Raw genomic sequence first — 16519 nt, forward strand, 5'->3', positions numbered from 1 at the left:
TTCATCTGAAAAGTTCAAGGATAATTCCATGCGTCTCATGCTGCATTTTGCCCGGGCCTACCCCCGCCACACCCTGGTCATGCTCCTGGCCCTCCTTCTGGCCGGAGTGGTGGAGGGGTTCAGCCTGACGGCACTCCTGCCGATCCTCAACCTCGCAGTCGGGGGTGGTGCGGCCGGGGCACCCGGATCAGGGATGGGGCAGGTCGTCACGAACGCCCTCCAGTCCCTGGGGATAACGCCGACGGTCCCATCGCTCCTCATGGTCGTTCTTGTCGGGGTGCTTCTGAAAAGCGCACTGGTACTGCTGGCCGATAAAAAAGTCGGGTACACCGTTGCCCACGTGGCCACCGACCTGCGACTCGAACTGCTGCGTGCTCTGCTTGGCACCCGATGGGAATACTACCTGAGTCAGTCCATGGGGAGCCTGGCGAATGCCGCGGCCACGGAGGTCATGCGGGCTTCCCAGGCCTACTTTCACGGGTCCCTGGCCATCACGTATCTGGTGCAGTCCGTCGTTTATGCTACCGTGGCGCTGCTGGTCTCCTGGAAAGCGAGCATGGCGGCATTTGCCGCCGGCTGCCTGCTGCTGGCTGTCCTCAATCGTCTGGTGCGTCAAACCAAAAGGGCCGGCAGGCAGGAGACCGCCCTGCTGCAGTCCCTCCTTGCCCGTTTGACCGACAGTCTGCAATCGGTCAAGCCTCTCAAGGCCATGGGGCGTGAGCAGCTGGCCGAAGGATTGCTCGAGACCGATGCCGTCAAGCTCAACCACGCCCTGCGCAGGCAGGTGTACAGCAAAGCGGTGCTCAAGAGCATGCAGGAGCCGATCCTGATGCTGCTGGTCGTGGTCGGACTCTATGCGACCCTGGTGGTGTGGAATCACAGCCTTCCAACCGTCATGGTGCTGGTCTTCCTGCTGGCCCGCCTGCTGAAGGAATTGGGAAAGGTGCAGGGCAGGCAGCAGGAAATGGCGAGCTGCGAGAGTGCCTTCTGGTCCCTGCGGAAAAAAATCGACGAAGCACGGGGGCAGAAGGAGGTGGACCTGGGGCGGGAAACCGTGAGCTTGAAGAAGAGCCTCCGCTTAGAAGACGTCAGCTTCAGTTACGCGGGGGCTCCGGTTTTGGAAGGGGTGTCCCTGGAGATCCCCGCCGGCAGCTTCACGGCGGTCGTCGGGCCCTCAGGCGCGGGAAAAACCACCCTGGTGGACTTGGTGTGCGGACTGCTGCGTCCCCAAGGGGGAGAAGTGCTCGTCGACGCCGTGCCCATGGGACGAATGGATGTGAAATTCTGGAGGCGGCAGATCGGCTATGTTCCGCAGGACGCGGTGCTGCTTCACGATTCCATTCTGGCCAATGTCACCCTGGGGGATTCGTCCATCGGGGAGGCCGAGGCCGAGGATGCGCTGCGTGCCGCCGGGGCCTGGGAGTTCGTTGCGGCCATGCCGGACGGCATGCGCACCATCGTGGGGGAGCGCGGTTCCAGGCTTTCGGGTGGACAGCGCCAGCGCATCGCCATCGCCAGGGCTCTTGCCCATCGCCCGGCGCTCCTGATTCTCGACGAGGCCACCAGTGCCCTCGACCCCGAGAGCGAAAGGGCCATCTGCAGCACGCTCATGGGCCTGCGCGGCCGGGTCACCCTGCTTGCCATCTCTCATCAGCCAGCCTTGGTGGAGGTTGTGGACCGGGTCTACCGCATCCAGGACAAAACGGTGTCGGTGGATCGGTCTGTTTCCGCTCGGGCTTCAGCCGGAGGCATGTAGAAAGGTAGAAATTGAAGCAGACTCTTTTTTGCATGATTTATTTAGCTTGTTCCCTGGTCATCATCGGCGGCACTGATCCGTCATCGGCTGCTTTTCTCGCCGCCCTTGAGGGAGGGAAGGGAGAAGCGGATCTCCGGCAGCAGAGTCGGATGGAATGCGAGTCCTCCAGGGTAGAGGGGGAGCTCTGGCGCAAAGCATATGATCAATATGAGCTCGGTCTTGCTAGTGCAGACAGGAAGGAGCGATCGGCCCATTTCTGTCGAGCGGCGGAACTGGCCCGGCAGACTATCCAGGCCGATCCCCAAAGCGATGAAGGGTACAAATGGCTGGCCGTTGCCCAAGGGGCGCAGGCGGAAGATGCCGATGTGGAGACACAGATCCGCCTTTCACTACAGATCAAGGAAAATATCGAAAAAGCCCTCTCTCTCGATCCCGACGACGACATTTCCATGTTGGTGCTCAGCCGGTGGCATTATAAGGTCGCCTCCCTGGATGGCTGGACCAGGGCGCTGGTGACACTTGTCTATGGCAGCCTGCCGGAAGCCTCGCTGAAGAAGGCTGAAGAGCTTCTGCTGGAGGCCATCGCAAAAAAAGACCGCATAGTCCATCGGTACAGCCTGGCCAAGGTCTACTATCGCATGGGAAAGCGTGAAGCGGCGCTCCAGCAGTTGCGGCTCGCGCTGGCCCTGCCGGTCACCTTCGCCTCGGAAGCAGAGGATCTGGAGAGGGCACGCAAAAAATTGGACAGTTGGAAGTGAGGTTTAACGGAACGCCCCTCTGCGAAACAGCCTCCAGAGTGTCACGCAGGCGGCCAGTCGGGGAAAGCGGCGCAGAGTGGGACCCACCGCGATCCGTTCGCCGGAATGCCGTTCGATCTTCCACAGGATGTAATCCAACCCGTTTTCAAAGGTGAGCGAGCCTTTGAGCAGCCTCAGGACGGAAAGCCCTTTTCCCTGCGCCATGCGGAGGCGCCAGGCGAGGCCGTTGCGCCGTCTTTCCCGGGGAGAAATGCCCGATCGGAAGCGGACGGGGCCCTCACCGGGCAGGATCTCCACGGGAAGGCCGAGGGCTTTCAGAGCCTCCCGCGTGACGGCTTCATAGTATTCCGGGGCGGCGTCGAAGAGGCGGGCGACGGCTGCAGGTTTTTCCGAGCGCAGTTCACAGCGGTAGGTGAGACTCAGCCCTGTCGCCCAAAGGTCGCGGATGGTGAAGGTTTCCGGGGCCTGAGGCAGGACTTTTTCGATGAAGGTACAGACGGCGCGGGCGAGAGCTTCCTGCACCTGCAGAGCGTCTCGGGCACTCCGGACGTAGATGAGGCCGGACGGCTGGGCAAAGCGCCCCCAGATATAGGAATGAAACCAGCGGCCCGCTCCTTTCGCAAAATCCCGGAGGGTGAGGACAGCGTATTTGGCACGCAGCGTCTTCCCGTCCCATGGGACTTGGAAGTAGAAAACGTTGGGCGGCAGCAGGCGATTCAGGAGGGCCTGGAGGGGCGAGCGCAAGGCTTTGCCGTAATCGTCCACGAGGAGGTACAAGTCGGCGATGCCCTCATCGGCTCGAAGCGTGCGCAGGCAGGAGCCATAGAACAGCACGGCGGCGATGCCGTCATGACGCCGCCGAACCGCCTCGAGCAGAGGGGCGATCTCCGGCGGAGGGGTGCGGGTGCTCCATTCTCGCACCCGGTTTTTTAAGGAATCGTCCTTCTTCACGGGGGATTTGCCCTCCCGGAGGTCAAATGTGGAGAAACCGGGCCGGGCCGGCTGACTCAACCGTCAGGGGCGCTCCTGCCTCGAAGATCTCGCCGTCGAGAGTGAACCGGCCCCTGAAATCGAGGCGGACGCGCTGGACGTTGTGGCTGAAAAAACCGTTCTCGGGCGAGGCGGTGGCAGTGTGCCGGCCGCGCAGTAGAAAGGGCAGGTTGCGCAGCAAATGCGCTGACTTGGATTTTACCGCCGTGAAGTGCAGCGGTGCATGTTCGTTCCCCCAGAAAGGGCGCAGGCCGAGAAAGAGGCGCTCCAGGGTGGTGACCAGGGCGAAGAGATATCTTTGCCGGCTCGCCTGCCTTCCTTCGAGACCTATCAGCATTTCGGTTGGGGGCAGGAGCTTCTCGTTTCCCGCCAGGAAGGCCGACACCAGTCTGGCCATGACCAGCCCGGGCATGAGCTCGCCGCGTATGCCCCTCGGATTCATGCTGCCGTGGCAGAGATCGATGCCCTGGAGGATGGCGCCGGAGCCGAAGAACATTCCGCAGACAGGTTTCGACCGGCCTTCTTGACTGACCCTCATAATGGGACGTTCGAGAATGGCGCGATTGCTCCGGCCTGCGTCCATGTTCCATGCGTGGATCTTGGCCAGGGCGTCGGGCGGCTTTCCCCGCACCCCGACGTCGCGGGCCAGCATACTGGTGGTTCCTGCCCGCAGGAGTGCCAGGACGGGGGGGATGGGAAAAAGCGATCGCCCGAAAAGGGCTGTCAGGACAGCCTGAACGGTGCCGTCACCGCCGTTGACGACCAGGAGCTCGACTCCCCGCTCGGAAAAATCGGCCAGAAGTCCGCTCACATCCGCCGGCGTGACGGCCATGCCGTGGTGCATCCCGGGATTTTGGGCCAGGAATGCTCTGACCCCTTGGATCCCTTTCTTGTTCCCCCCGCTGAGAGGATTGGTGATCATCCCGAGGGTCATGGGGCGGCGCGGGGCGTGGTTTCCGCGGGCTGGTCGAAGGATGTCTTCTCGGATGGGCATGTGCTGCCTCACGACCGACGGTTGGTGAAGCATCGCTGGGCCAGTGTGGGTGTTTTCGCTTCGGGATCGATGTCCAGAAACCAGGAGCGCAGGGAACCGGTCCTCCGGTGCTCTCGAAAGCCCATGATCAGCCGTCCCGTCAGGAAGATGCTGGAAGCGGCCGTCCACAGGGCTACGGCGAGGAGCCCCAGATCGGGCCGCCCGGCGAGCAGTCCGGTGGTGAGCAGGATGAGGTTGGGGTTCCTCCTTCCCGTGATGAGGCGGAAATAGGAGTCGAGGGGGCGCCAGCAAAAAATGCCCGACGGCTCGAGAAATCCCTTGAAGATTCCCTCGGCCAGGCGCCCAGCGATGTACCCGACGAAAATCAGCCAAAGTACGGCGTTCAATGAGAGGGGAATCCCCGGGTGCCAGCTGTCCAGTCCCCATCCCCAGAGGAGGTACCAGAAAGGGGGAGAAATCAGGTCGATGGCATGATCGAAGAAATGCCCGAAGGTGCTCCAATTGACCGTGACCCGCGCCAGCTTGCCGTCGACGGTATCGAGGAAGGTCATGAGCCACGCCGCCGCCAGTCCCAGGGCAAAAAAACCATTGTAGAAAAGCAACGCTGCGACCAGCACCAGGACCAGGCTCAGAGACGTGACCTGGTTGGGGGTGATCCCCTTGCGGACACAGAAATGAGTTGCCAGCTGAGCCGGCCACGGCCAGATCCATTTGGTCACCAGGTCGGTAACCCCTTTGTATGAACCTGAAAACAAGCGTTTTTCCAGCTTTTCCTTGTTTTCTTCGGTGATGGGTAGAAGATAGGGCGGATCGATCTTGCGCAGCTCTTTGTGATACGTCGCGCCAAGGCTCTGGGGGGTTGCAAAAGAGAGGGAGGGGGGAAGCGCAGCGCTCGTGCTTCCGGTCAGAAAATCGCGGATGACGGCTGCGTCCAGGGCGGCGACGTGGGCGGCGACGGACGTGTTCCCATCCGCCGCGGTGGTTTGAAGCACCGTGCCGGGTTTTTGAGCGAGATTCCGAAGGAGACGCTCGTCGTACAGGTAATCCCCGCGCAGGAAAAGAATGGAGTCTCCCGGGCCGGCCGCACCGGGGTCGTCGATCCAGCTGACGACGTTCATTTTTTTCAGCGTGCGCTGGAGACGCCGGCGATTGGAGAGCCCCCACAGTTGAACAGGCGACTCATGGATGATATGGGCATGTACGGTCATGGATGAGCTTTCGCAAGTTCTCGGGATCTATGGCTATGGATCTATCCTGTTGCAAAAATAGCACAGTACTTTATTCCATGGAAACAATCGCTGTAAAGCCGAATCTTTGCGAGGCGCCGGGAGAAAGAAGCGTAACGACCGACGAGGGCGGAGGGAATGTCTTTGTCCTCGCCCACTTTTCCGATCCCCATCTCTCTTCATTGAAGGGTGTCCCTTTTACAGCCCTCCTCAACAAACGTCTCCTGGGCTACCTCTCCTGGTATCATCGTCGGCGCCATGTCCACTGCCCGCATATCCTCGATGCGCTGCTCCGTGACATAGGGGAGGTGTCCCCCGACCATGTGGCCGTGACGGGCGATTTGACGCACCTGGGACTGCCCGATGAATTTCGCCAGGCCGCCCGATGGCTGCAGCAGCTCGGCGCGCCGGACAGGATCACCGTCATTCCCGGCAATCACGATGCTTATGTCCCTGAGCCCTGGGAAGAGACCTTCAGGGAATGGGCGGCCTACCTGGCCGGCGATGAACCTGCGGCGGACGGGACCTACCCGATGCTTCGGGTGCGAGGTCCTGCGGCATTGATCGGACTTTCCAGCGCCCGGCCCAGCGCCCCCTTTCTTGCCGTGGGGAGTCTCGGACGCGGGCAGTTGGCGCGCTTTGAAAAAATCCTGGAGGAGACGGGGCGACGGGGGCTCCTGCGCATTGTTTTGCTGCACCATCCACCGGTTCCAGGCAGTATCGCCCGGCGCAAGCGCTTGACCGATGCCGGGCTACTTGCCGAGGTCCTCGGCCGTCAGGGGGCCGAGGTGATTCTTCACGGGCATGCGCACCTTTCCATGGCGCACCGGCTGGTTGCCGGGACGAAGAATATTCCCGTCTTCGGTGTCCCGTCGGCCTCCCATTCCCCTTCGAATCGGCAGCGTGCCGCCCGCTATCATCTGTGTCGGTTCGAGCGCAGAGGGGACGGATGGGTGATGCTGCTGACAGAGCGCGTTTACTCTGCCGCCGACGACCGGTTTGTCATGGCCCGGGAAAGGGAGCTCTTCCTGCCGGTCCAGAGGCCCTGATGAGAGCCCCGGTGAGGTTTTTCCCGTGCAGAGGATGCCAATGACTTGCCTCAGTCCATTTTCCGTGTCAGGAAGATCCCGGCGGCCAAAACGGCGGCTGCGGGGAACAGAGTCGTCCAGAAGGGGGAAATGTTTAGGATCAGGCCGGTGTAGCCCAGGATCTGGTTGAGAAAGAAGATCGCCACGCCCATGATGGAGCCCACCATGATGTTCCTGCCGAGGCTGCCGCCGCGGGTTGGTCCGCACACGAAGGGCAGGGAGATGACGATCATTGCCGCCGCCATGACCGGAAGGCTCAACTTTTGCCAAAGGGCCAGCCGGTAGCGTTCGGCATTCTGCTCTCTTTTCTGGAGATTGGTGATGAGGGTGAGCAGTTCCGTGAGAGAAAGGGTTTGAGGAGGCATAGCCAGCAAGGCGGCCTGTTTGCTGGTGAGGAGATCGGAAAGAACGAGCTGGGGCATTTCGCCGGCCGAGGTTCCCCGATCGGTGATGACCTTCCGCTGCACCTCGTGAAGTGACCAGTTTCCCTCCGCATCGATATGCGTTTCCCGGGCATGGATGTATGCGCTCAGTTGCCCCTGGTCATCCAGTTCATAGATGTCGACGTCCTGCAGTCCGGTGTCCCGGGCTGAGCGCAGGTTGACGAATCGCTTTTCATCGCGGGTCCAGAAGCCTCCATGAGGCAGCATCGTTCCCGACTCCGCCAGGGCCGTCTCTCGCAGGGTCCATGCCGCCTGCTCCAGGATGGGGATGATGAACTGAGCCCCCACCAGGAGCGAGAGCACCATGAGGAGGGCGGGCCGTGCAAAGGCCCAGCCGACGCGCTGCATGGAAATTCCGCTCGTCCTCAAAGCGAGGAGCTCGAGGTTCCTGGCCAGCAGGCCCAGGGCGATGATGCAGGCGATCAGAGTGCAGGGCGGGGCCAGATCCATCATGCGCCCGGGCAGGGTGAGGGCCACGTACAGCAGGGCGTCGCGCACGGCATAGCGCCCCTTGCCGACGTCGTCCAGCTGCCTGGCCAGTTCCAGGAAGCTGAAGAGCCCCGCCAGGACCAGGTTCACGCTGAGCCAGCTGCTGAAAAATCTCCCGGCGAGATAGCGATCGAGGATCTTCATGCCTCTATCCTCTTTCGGAGTCGAAAGCGGCGCAGGATGCTGCGCCGCAGGGGGGATGGATCGGGGAGCAGCGCGAGCACAAGGACCGCCAGCAGGAGGGTGACCCACCAGATTCCCGGCGGAGTGCCCACCATCTGTTTTTCCACCCAGGTCTTGGCAATGAGGCTGAGGTGGTAAAAGACAAAAAAGAGGATGATGGCTGCGGTGACCTTGCCGTACTTACTGCCCCGTGGAGCGGCGCGGCCGAGGGGAATTGCCAGCAGGCACATCAGGACGGTCGTAAGGCCGGTGGAAAGACGCCACTGAAACTCCGCCGTATCCTCGGGACCTGGGGATCGGGCCAGCTCGACGGTCGGTGCGGCCTTGCGCCGGTATTGGGGGGGGGGGTCCGACTGGGCTCAAGGTGAAGGATGTTTTCCTGGAAGCGGACGACACTGTCGGCGCCTGTCTTCAAATTCAATACGTAGTGGTGGCCGTTTTGCATGACTATGGACCGCTGCCCCTCCCCAGGGCCGTTGATCTGGTAAGCATTCCGGGCGCAGGTGACCTTCCGCCTGCTGGACCGGAGCTCCCAGATCCACACATGGTGGGCTTGGCCTGTTGCCTGGTCAAACGCTTCGGCAAAAAAAACCAGGTGCTCATCCATTTCGTAGAATCGGCCGGCCTCCACCTTAGCGAAATCGAAGGCATCCCGGGCTCCGGACTCTAACGCATAGAATTTCTGGTAAGCCCAGGGGCGGGCATAGAGAGAAAGCCCCGTCACGCCCAGGGACAGAGGCAGAGCGAGGAGCAGAATGGAGAGGATGATCCGTTTGTGGCTGAAACCGCAGGCTTCCATGGCGGTGATCTCGGAGTCGGCGTAGAGTCGGCCCAGGGCGAGGACGACGGCCAGGTAGAGTGTCACCGGAAGCAGGACTTCAAAGGCGATGATCACCTTGAGGGCGACCAGCTTGACGACCGTTCCGCCCGAGAGCAGGCCGTTGACGGCATCGTTGAGGAATTTGACGGCGCTGTATCCGGCGAAGATCATGATCAATACCGCGCAGATACCCACCAGGGGCGTGGAAATCTCCCGAATTATGTATCGTTCCAGGATCAATGTCGCTCGTGTCGAATCGTGTGCCCGCAAGGAGCACAAGGGATAGTGGGACCGGAATTCTTCTTGACCCCTGCCAGTATTTTCTTTATTTAAAAAAATCCAGCGTATCCTATCATGCCGGATGGTATACGACAAGACTGCCGGCTGCCAAGAACCCAAGTGGAGATCGAAAAAGCTTGAAAGCGTTGATTCTCAGTGCCGGTCAGGGCAAGAGGCTGCTTCCCCTGACTGCTGATCGACCCAAATGCGCCATCACCCTTTACGGTCAGTCGATGATCGAATGGCAGATTGATGAGCTGCTTGGATGCGGTGTCGAAGACATCTGCGTCGTTCTCGGTTATGGGGCCGACAAGGCCGAAAAGCTCCTGGAGTTACGGTATGGCCAGGGCCGCATCCGTACCCTGTTCAATCCCTTTTCTTCGGTGTCCGATAACCTGGCGAGCTGCTGGATTGCCCGGGAAGAGATGCGGGAGGATTTCATCCTCCTCAACGGCGATACACTCTTTGAGTTTCCGGTGCTGGAGAAGCTCCTTGACTCACCGCCATATCCCATCACAGTCACCATCGATCGCAAGAACCGTTATGACGCGGACGATATGAAGGTGATCCTTGACGGCGAGCGCTTGGTGCGCATCGGCAAAAACCTTCCCTCCGACCGGGTCCAGGCGGAATCCATCGGCATGCTCCTGTTCCGCGGGGAAGGGCCCGGCCTGTTCCGCAGGAGCGTGGAGGAAGCTCTGCGTGAACCGACGGCTCTGAAGCGCTGGTACCTTTCGGTCATCGATGAACTGGCGCAGCTGAAGCCCGTCTGGACCTGCTGCATTCAGGGACTGGCCTGGGGGGAGGTGGATTGCCCCGCCGATTTGGAGCATGCCGAGGACGTGGTGCGCGGCATTGCTGGAAGACAAAAGAGCAGTCGGTGCGGTGCACTGGCCTGAAAGAGTCTTCAGAGGAGCGCGTTTGATCATCCAACCGGTTGAAATCATTCCGGTGCACCGGGAGAAAGATCTCCGCGATTTCCTGCGCCTTCCCTGGGCTCTTTACGGGCACGATCCAGCCTGGGTCCCGCCTTTACTCCTCGAGCGCAGGCATCACCTGTCCAAAGGCAATCCCTATTTCCGCCACGCGGATTTCCGTGCCTGGATCGCCCGGCGCGGGAGAGAGACCGTGGGGCGCATCAGTGCCCAGGTAGACCGCCTGCACCTGCAGCGCTACGGCGATGGAACAGGCTTTTTCGGCCTGCTGGAGGCGCGGGACGATGAGGCGGTTTTTCACGGTCTTTTCGAGGCAGCCCAGGGCTGGCTGCGCCGGCAGGGGATGCGGAGCATCCTTGGGCCCTTCAACCTTTCCATCAACGAGGAATGCGGTCTGCTCGTGGAGGGCTTCGACACTCCGCCGGTGATTATGATGGGGCATGCCCTGCCTTGTTATTCCACGCGCATGGAAGAACTGGGGTTCACCGGTGCCCAGGATCTCCTGGCGTACCGCATACGGTACGACTTTGCGACGCCGCCCCATCTGGAGGCGCTGATGCGCCGCTTTGCGGCGCGCGTGCACCTTCGTCCGCTCCATCCTGGGCAATTCTCCCAAGATCTGGCCATCATCCAGAACATCTTCGAAGATGCGTGGTCGAACAACTGGGGGTTTTTGCCCTTCACGGCGGAGGAATTCTCCGAGATGGGCAGGAATCTCAAGCTCCTTGTGCCCCCCGAATTTGTCCGCATTGCCGAGGTCGATGGTGAACCGGCTGCCATGATGCTGCTCTTCCCAAACCTCAACGAGGCCATCAGGGATCTGAACGGGCGACTCCTGCCGCTGGGATGGCTCAAGTTGTTGTGGCGTCTCAAGGTCAGAGGCGTGAAGAGCGCCCGTGTGCCCCTGATGGGCGTGCGGCGGCGTTTCCAGGGAAGCCGGATGGGCGCCGCGCTGGCGTTGATGATGATCACCTCCCTGCAGAAAGCGGGACGTCGTCACGGCATTGAAGATGTCGAGCTGTCCTGGATCCTGGAGAGCAACAAGGGCATGTGCAGCATCATCGAATCCATCGGTGGAGAGCCTTATAAGCGCTATCGCATCTATCAGAAAGACCTGGCCTGAGAGAGATATGATCGATCCGTGCGGGAAATTCGCTGCCGTTGTCCTCGCGGGGGACCGAGGGCCTGAGGACCCCGTCGCCGGGGCGGCGGGAGTCGACTGTAAAGCCCTGGTGCCGGTGGGTGGGCGCCCCATGATCCTGCGGGTGCTCCATGCCCTGGAGCAGGCATCGAGCATCGATGCCCGCCTGGTCTGCGGCTCCTCCTCTCGCCTTCGCGGTCGGGAACCGGAGCTCGACGGGTTGATTGCTTCAGGAAAAGTCCGTTGGGTAGAGAACGAATCGTCACCGAGCTTGAGCACCCGGGCTGCCTGCAACGCGCTGCCTCAGAATGAGCCCGTGCTGGTGACCACCGCCGACCATGCGCTGCTGACCCCCCAAATGGTGGACGGCTTTTGTCTCGAGGCCATGGCATCCAGCTGTGACGTCGTTGCAGGTCTGGCGCACTCCGATCTCGTCGCATCGGCCTTTCCCGGGAGCCGTCGCACCGTCACCCGCCTGCGCGACGGAGGCTACTGTGGGTGCAATCTCTTTGCCTTTCTCACGCCCAGGGGCAGACAGGCGGCGACATTCTGGCGGAGGGTGGAGGAGCAGCGCAAGCATCCCCTGAAAATAGTCAAGGCGCTGGGCTTCGGGGCGATTCTGCGCTATCTGCTGGGGCGCCTGACCCTCCAGGAGGGCCTTGCCCGCCTTTCCACCCTCATGGGTGCTCGTGCGGGAGTCGTCTGGATGCCCCAACCTGAGGCGGCTGTCGATGTGGACAAGCTGGAAGACTGGGTGCTTGCGGAGGAAATTCTGGTTCATCGCAGATTAGCGTGACGTGGCTAATCCGATTCCGCCCTTGAGGGGGATAGGGGGGTGTAAGTGGCTGGAAGCAAACCCTAAACCCCCCATTATTGTTGAGGAAACGCTACACTGTAAACCGCCATTTGCAAAAATGGTCGTCCGGGTGGGGATCGGGCGGTGCGTAGAGGCATTCCACACGGATGGCGGGATCGATTTCCCTGGCGAAGGCCGAGAACTCATCGTAATGCATTTCCCTGCAGCTGTATTCGCCGATCCCTCGTTTGATACGGGCCTCTTGAGGGGGGCAGTGGGGAGCGGTGAGGAGGATGCCCTCGGGCATCTCCCGAATGTCGTAGCCCACCAGGGGTGTCCAGGGAAAGAGCTTCAATGCTTTCAGAAAACCCGACAGTCCGCCTTCACGGATGGAGAAACGTTCCCTGATGGCCCGGGCTGCCATGCCCGCCACCTTTCCCCACACTTCCTGGTTGATGCTTTCGGCCGTTGACAGGTCGAATCTCTCCTCTGTTCGAATGAACCAGAAAGCGTCCACAACTCTGTAATGCCACAGCAGGAATTCCACGTAGCTGCGCAGCTCGGGGGCTTCCATCTGTTCGAAGACTTCGAGGTTCATATCCTCCCTCCCTTCAAGTGAGACTTCTTTACCTGGGTGATGCTCTATACCCTTGTGCCAGCCGTCAAAGCTTTTTTCAACTGCCAGTCGAAGGCGTCGCCATACTCTTCCTTGCCGGGAATGAAAAATGCCGCGAAAGTCTCCAGGTTCTTGCCCAACGATCCGGTGAAGTCTGAGATGAGGCTTTTCCGCTTTGCGTGCCACTGCTTCATGAGAAACCCATAGCGGTACATGCCCAGATATTGAGCGGCGGACGTGTCCCAGGAGGCGTCGATGTCCATGGCGGTGCGTATGAGCGTCCTGTGCCATTCCGGGTGGCGCCGGTAATTGTCGATAGCTGCCGTGATTCTGCTGAAGAAGGCGCCGGCTTCGCCCATGCGGTCCGAAATGTCGAGCCAATCGTAGAGATAGGCGCAGTGGCTCACCTTCGTCAGGCCGCCCGTCGCTCTGCCGATGACGATGTTGCCCAGGAGGCTGGCCTCGTAGTCCACGAGGCCGCACGGTTCGAAGCGCGAGGGGATGAGGCAGAAATCGCCCCCCGCCAGGATGAGCTTGGAAAGGGGCAGGTTGAACGTGTTATGGAAGAAAACCCGGTCCCGGTACCAGTAGGCGAGATGGGCGAACTCCGCTTCGTCGGCCATACCGGCGGGATCGCCTGAGGTGGCGGAAGCCAGGATGATGAATTTCGCCTGGGGGTCGTACCAGAGCGTCCGCTCCACGATGGAGGCCACCAGGCCCAGGTTTTTTTGGTCCACGAGGCGGCCTACCGCCGTCAGGAGGATAGGGTCACCCTCGGGCTCGGAGCCGAAAGCTTCCAGGTGGAGCAGCCGCTTCAACTCCCCTTTGACTTCCATCTGCTCCGCATTGAAGGAGTGGTCACGCGTCAGCATTTCTCTCTGGGTGACAGGGTTCCTGAAGAGCGGCTCCTCCCTGCCGGCCTTTTTCTGCTGCTCCTGCAAAGCATTCAACACTTCGCTCTTGAGCTCGGGAAGGTTCTCCGGCCGGTTTCGGTCGCTCATGCCGTTGGTAATGCCGGCAATGGGGAGTTTTTCAAAAAGGTTCAGGTGGAGGTTGGGCACGAAGACTTCGCCCGGCGCGCTGCCCTTCTGCATGAAGGCCCTGCTGTAGATTTCCGCGTGGTTCTGCCGGAGCTCCGCCGCATATCCCCACGTCCCGGCAATGTCGCCGCTGACCGTTGTGATCTTCCCCCCGCACTGGTGCACCTTGAGCATGCAGGCTTTCATGAGGTTGAGGTTGTCGAAAAAGTCGAAATACTGGTGGAAGAGGTCCCTGCCGGGCAGAGCGATCCGGTCGAGGGAACTGTAGCCGCCGTCCACCAGGGGGGTGATCCCCTGGTAGGTGGCGTTGTGAATGGTCAGGTGGATGGGGGTTTTCTCGAGGATGTCGTCTCCCAGGTAGAAGGGCAGGAGCCCCACGTGGTAGTCATGGAGGTGAATGGTGTCGAAAGAGTGCCCCCGGATGTACCCGGCCATGGCCTGAGAAACGGATGCGTAAAGACGCAGGGCCATCTGTGGATCCTGGGGATAGATGGCGCTGGACGTGGTCCAGTTCAGCTGCCCTTCGTCCCAGAAGTAAACCTGTTTGATCCCGTCGTCAAAGACATGCTCGTAGGCGTCGAATTCGAAGGTTATGTCCGACAATTTAGCCGGATAGCGACCGCTAAGCTTCTTCAAACGGGTCCTGTCGTACTGAGCGAAGCAGGGGGTGAGGACTTCGATTTCCAGCTTTATTCCCTGCCTGGCGGCGGCCTTGATGAGCTCCGCGGGCAGCTCCTCGATGATGACTCCCAGACCTCCGATCTGAGCTCCCAGGCCGGTCTTGGCGCGGCCCGGCTCCCATGCGGCAATGGCAATGCGTAGCTTGTTCATGTGTTGATCCATCGCTTTTCGACTCGCTTATTTTTGGGGTAGGCGGCAAAACGCTTACGGTGGATGTGCCGGCGATTCATAGTTTAAAAATATAGCACAAACGGCGCCGCACCGAGCCAGAGAAAAAAGCAGATCGCCGGCAAATCGCCGCACCCTAATCCGCCCCGCCGCCCAGGACCGCGTAAAGCCGCACCGCGTTGCCGGCCTTGGCCAGGCGAATGTTGATGAGCCCCTGCTGCGCCGAATAGAGCGAGCGCTGAGCATCCAGCACGCTCAGATAGGTGTCGGTGCCCTTTTCGTACCTGGCGAACGAGAGCTGGTAGGTTTCCTCGGTAGCTTCCACGAGAGACTCCTGTGCCAGGAGCTGGTCCCCACGGTGCCCTTGAAGGCGAGGGCATCGGCCACATCCCTGAAAGCCGCCTGGATCACCCCTTCATATTGTGAGACCGCGAGCTCCCGCTGTACCTTGGTCACTTTGAGGGCCGACCAGGCGCGAGGGTCAAAAATCGGCATGGAGACACGGGCAGCGTAGTTCCAGACATCCGTCCGAACAGCTGGACCACGACCACGTAGAACAGCGGTATGAATGGAGTCGCCAGGAAGGTGGCGGCCAGCATCCCGCCCAGAACGCCGGTGCCGATGGCCGTTTGCGCTCCCGCACCGGCACCGGTGGCGAGCGCCAGGGGAAGAACACCGAAGCCGAAGGCAAGTGATGTCATGACAATCGGGCGAAGCCTCAGCCTGGAACCTTCCAGCGTGGCTTCGATCAGTCCCATGCCTTCCTTGACCTTGTCCATGGCGAACTGAACGATCAAGATGGCGTTTTTTGTCGTCAGACCGAGGACGGTGAGGAGCCCGATCTGGCAATAGACATCGTTGGGGAATCCACGGAGTGATGCGGCCGCAATGCTGCCGATCACCCCCAGCGGCAGAGTCAGCATGATGGAAATGGGAAGCGTCCAGCTCTCATAAAGGGCTGCAAGGCACAGAAAAATCACGATCATGGAAAAGGCGTACAGCAGCGGAGCCTGGGACTTCGACATCCGTTCCTGGTAGGAGAGGCCTGTCCAGTCAAACCCGATGCCCCGGGGCAATTTCGAGGCGATTTCTTCCATGGCCTGCATCGCCTCCCCCGAGCTCTTCCCCGGCGCCGGTTCACCCCAGATGTTCAATGATGGAAAGCTGTTGAAACGCTCCAGCCTCGGCGATCCATAAAACCAGTGGCCGGTGGCGAAAGAGGTGAAAGGGGTCATTGTGCCGGCACCATTGCGGACATAAAGGCGTTCCAGATCTTTTGGCAGCATGCGATACGGGGCGTCGGCCTGAACGTATACCCGTTTGACTCGCCCTCCCTGGATGAAGTCATTGACATAGGCGCCGCCAAATGCCGCAGAGATGGTCGTGTGAATAGAATCAATGGGAACCCCCAATGCACCGGCCTTTTGCCAATCCACATCGATGCGGTATTGGGGGACATCCTCCAGGCCGTTGGGGCGCACACGGGTCAGCCTCGGATCCTTGGAGGCCATGCCGAGCAACTGGTTGCGGGCCGCCATCAAGGCTTCATGACCCAGTCCGCTCCGGTCCTGCAGCTGGAAGTCGAATCCACCCGCCTGTCCGAGCTCCAGGACTGCCGGCGGTGGGAAGGCGAATACCCTGGCATTACGAATCTGAGAGAACTTTCCCATGGCGCGTTTCACCAGGGCATTGACTTTCAGGTCGGCCCTGCGGCGCAAGTTCCAGTCCTTCAGCTGAACGAATGCCAGCCCCACGTTCTGCCCTGTTCCTGAAAAGCTCCGGCCGGCAAGCGTGAAGCAGGAGCCTACCGCTTCCTTTTCATCCACCAGAAAATGGTTTCGTACTTGATTCATGACCTGCTCGGTCTGCTCCAGAGTTGAACCCTCAGGCATCGCTGCCTGAACAAACATGATCCCCTGATCTTCACTGGGGAGGTAAGCGGTGGGCATTCGCTGGAAAAGAAAGCCGAGAGCCGCCGCCAGGAGAACATAAGTACCCAAGCAAATATTTTCAAACAAAGTTGATATGATGAACGAAATCGGATAAGTGATATTACGATGTTAATGTCAAAGCCTCTACGAGGAGCCTGCGTGAAGTACGTAAAGCCATTATCCGA

15 protein-coding genes and 1 pseudogene are annotated in these 16519 nt (G+C 60.5%); 6 read left to right on the forward strand and 10 right to left on the reverse strand.

The window, feature by feature from the left end; genetic code table 11:
* Nucleotides 1-28 precede the first annotated feature (28 nt).
* Both MWC30_RS11825 and MWC30_RS11830 read left to right on the forward strand, forming a co-directional pair.
* A complete protein-coding gene (locus tag MWC30_RS11825; protein ID WP_244084389.1) occupies nt 29-1756 on the forward strand; it encodes an ABC transporter ATP-binding protein in 1728 nt (575 codons plus the stop codon).
* Nucleotides 1757-1788: 32 nt separating this feature from the next.
* Nucleotides 1789-2514 (forward strand): hypothetical protein, encoded by a 726-nt coding sequence (locus tag MWC30_RS11830; protein WP_244084390.1) that lies wholly within the window; start codon nt 1789-1791, stop codon nt 2512-2514.
* A gap of 3 nt (nt 2515-2517) precedes the next feature.
* On the opposite strand, the gene MWC30_RS11835 is transcribed toward MWC30_RS11830, so the two are convergent.
* From MWC30_RS11835 to MWC30_RS11845, 3 genes are read right to left on the reverse strand one after another with little or no spacing between them, the layout of a single operon-like run.
* Nucleotides 2518-3465: a hypothetical protein gene (locus tag MWC30_RS11835; protein ID WP_244084391.1), complete on the reverse strand. Its 948-nt coding sequence runs from the start codon at nt 3463-3465 to the stop codon at nt 2518-2520.
* A 22-nt stretch (nt 3466-3487) separates the two neighbouring features.
* Entirely contained in the window at nt 3488-4498 is a 1011-nt protein-coding gene (locus tag MWC30_RS11840; protein ID WP_244084392.1) for a diacylglycerol kinase family protein, read from the reverse strand.
* A gap of 8 nt (nt 4499-4506) precedes the next feature.
* Complete coding sequence (locus tag MWC30_RS11845) at nt 4507-5706, reverse strand: CDP-alcohol phosphatidyltransferase family protein (RefSeq protein WP_244084393.1); 1200 nt, start codon at nt 5704-5706, stop codon at nt 4507-4509.
* A 77-nt stretch (nt 5707-5783) separates the two neighbouring features.
* Here MWC30_RS11845 and MWC30_RS11850 point away from each other — a divergent pair, with 77 nt between their 5' ends.
* Nucleotides 5784-6773, forward strand: coding sequence for a metallophosphoesterase (locus tag MWC30_RS11850; protein ID WP_244084394.1), 990 nt, complete (start codon nt 5784-5786; stop codon nt 6771-6773).
* 50 nt (nt 6774-6823) lie between these two features.
* Here MWC30_RS11850 and lptG read toward each other — a convergent pair whose 3' ends face one another.
* From lptG to MWC30_RS11860, 3 genes are read right to left on the reverse strand one after another with little or no spacing between them, the layout of a single operon-like run.
* Complete coding sequence (gene lptG, locus MWC30_RS11855; protein ID WP_244084395.1) at nt 6824-7888, reverse strand: LPS export ABC transporter permease LptG; 1065 nt, start codon at nt 7886-7888, stop codon at nt 6824-6826.
* Nucleotides 7885-8157 (reverse strand): LptF/LptG family permease, encoded by a 273-nt coding sequence (locus MWC30_RS22480; protein ID WP_254006168.1) that lies wholly within the window; start codon nt 8155-8157, stop codon nt 7885-7887. Before MWC30_RS22480 ends, lptG begins: the two co-directional genes overlap by 4 nt.
* Nucleotides 8157-8987 (reverse strand): LptF/LptG family permease, encoded by an 831-nt coding sequence (locus MWC30_RS11860; RefSeq protein ID WP_254006169.1) that lies wholly within the window; start codon nt 8985-8987, stop codon nt 8157-8159. The genes MWC30_RS22480 and MWC30_RS11860 overlap by 1 nt, the downstream gene beginning before the upstream one ends.
* Before the next feature lie 176 nt (nt 8988-9163).
* Between MWC30_RS11860 and MWC30_RS11865 the strand changes: the two genes are divergently transcribed.
* From MWC30_RS11865 to MWC30_RS11875, 3 genes are read left to right on the forward strand one after another with little or no spacing between them, the layout of a single operon-like run.
* Nucleotides 9164-9925 carry a sugar phosphate nucleotidyltransferase gene (locus tag MWC30_RS11865; RefSeq protein ID WP_244084396.1) on the forward strand — a complete coding sequence of 254 codons (762 nt, stop codon included), beginning with the start codon at nt 9164-9166 and terminating at the stop codon, nt 9923-9925.
* 22 nt (nt 9926-9947) lie between these two features.
* Nucleotides 9948-11084, forward strand: a complete 1137-nt coding sequence (locus tag MWC30_RS11870; RefSeq protein WP_244084397.1) for a hypothetical protein — start codon at nt 9948-9950, stop codon at nt 11082-11084.
* 7 nt (nt 11085-11091) lie between these two features.
* Nucleotides 11092-11898, forward strand: a complete 807-nt coding sequence (locus tag MWC30_RS11875) for a nucleotidyltransferase family protein (RefSeq protein WP_244084398.1) — start codon at nt 11092-11094, stop codon at nt 11896-11898.
* A 91-nt stretch (nt 11899-11989) separates the two neighbouring features.
* On the opposite strand, the gene MWC30_RS11880 is transcribed toward MWC30_RS11875, so the two are convergent.
* The 4 genes and pseudogenes from MWC30_RS11880 to MWC30_RS11895 all read right to left on the reverse strand — a co-directional run.
* The gene (locus tag MWC30_RS11880; protein ID WP_244084399.1) at nt 11990-12496 is read right to left on the reverse strand and encodes a DUF6125 family protein; all 507 of its coding nucleotides are present in this window, start codon (nt 12494-12496) and stop codon (nt 11990-11992) included.
* 44 nt (nt 12497-12540) lie between these two features.
* Nucleotides 12541-14385: a glycogen/starch synthase gene (locus MWC30_RS11885; protein WP_244084400.1), complete on the reverse strand. Its 1845-nt coding sequence runs from the start codon at nt 14383-14385 to the stop codon at nt 12541-12543.
* Nucleotides 14386-14539: 154 nt separating this feature from the next.
* Nucleotides 14540-14728: a TolC family protein gene (locus tag MWC30_RS11890; RefSeq protein WP_244084401.1), complete on the reverse strand. Its 189-nt coding sequence runs from the start codon at nt 14726-14728 to the stop codon at nt 14540-14542.
* 127 nt (nt 14729-14855) lie between these two features.
* Nucleotides 14856-16394, reverse strand: a pseudogene (locus tag MWC30_RS11895) (efflux RND transporter permease subunit); the annotation flags it as partial.
* Nucleotides 16395-16519 lie beyond the last annotated feature (125 nt).

Source organism: Desulforhabdus sp. TSK, from assembly GCF_022836495.1.
Taxonomy (GTDB): Bacteria; Desulfobacterota; Syntrophobacteria; order Syntrophobacterales; family Syntrophobacteraceae; genus Desulforhabdus.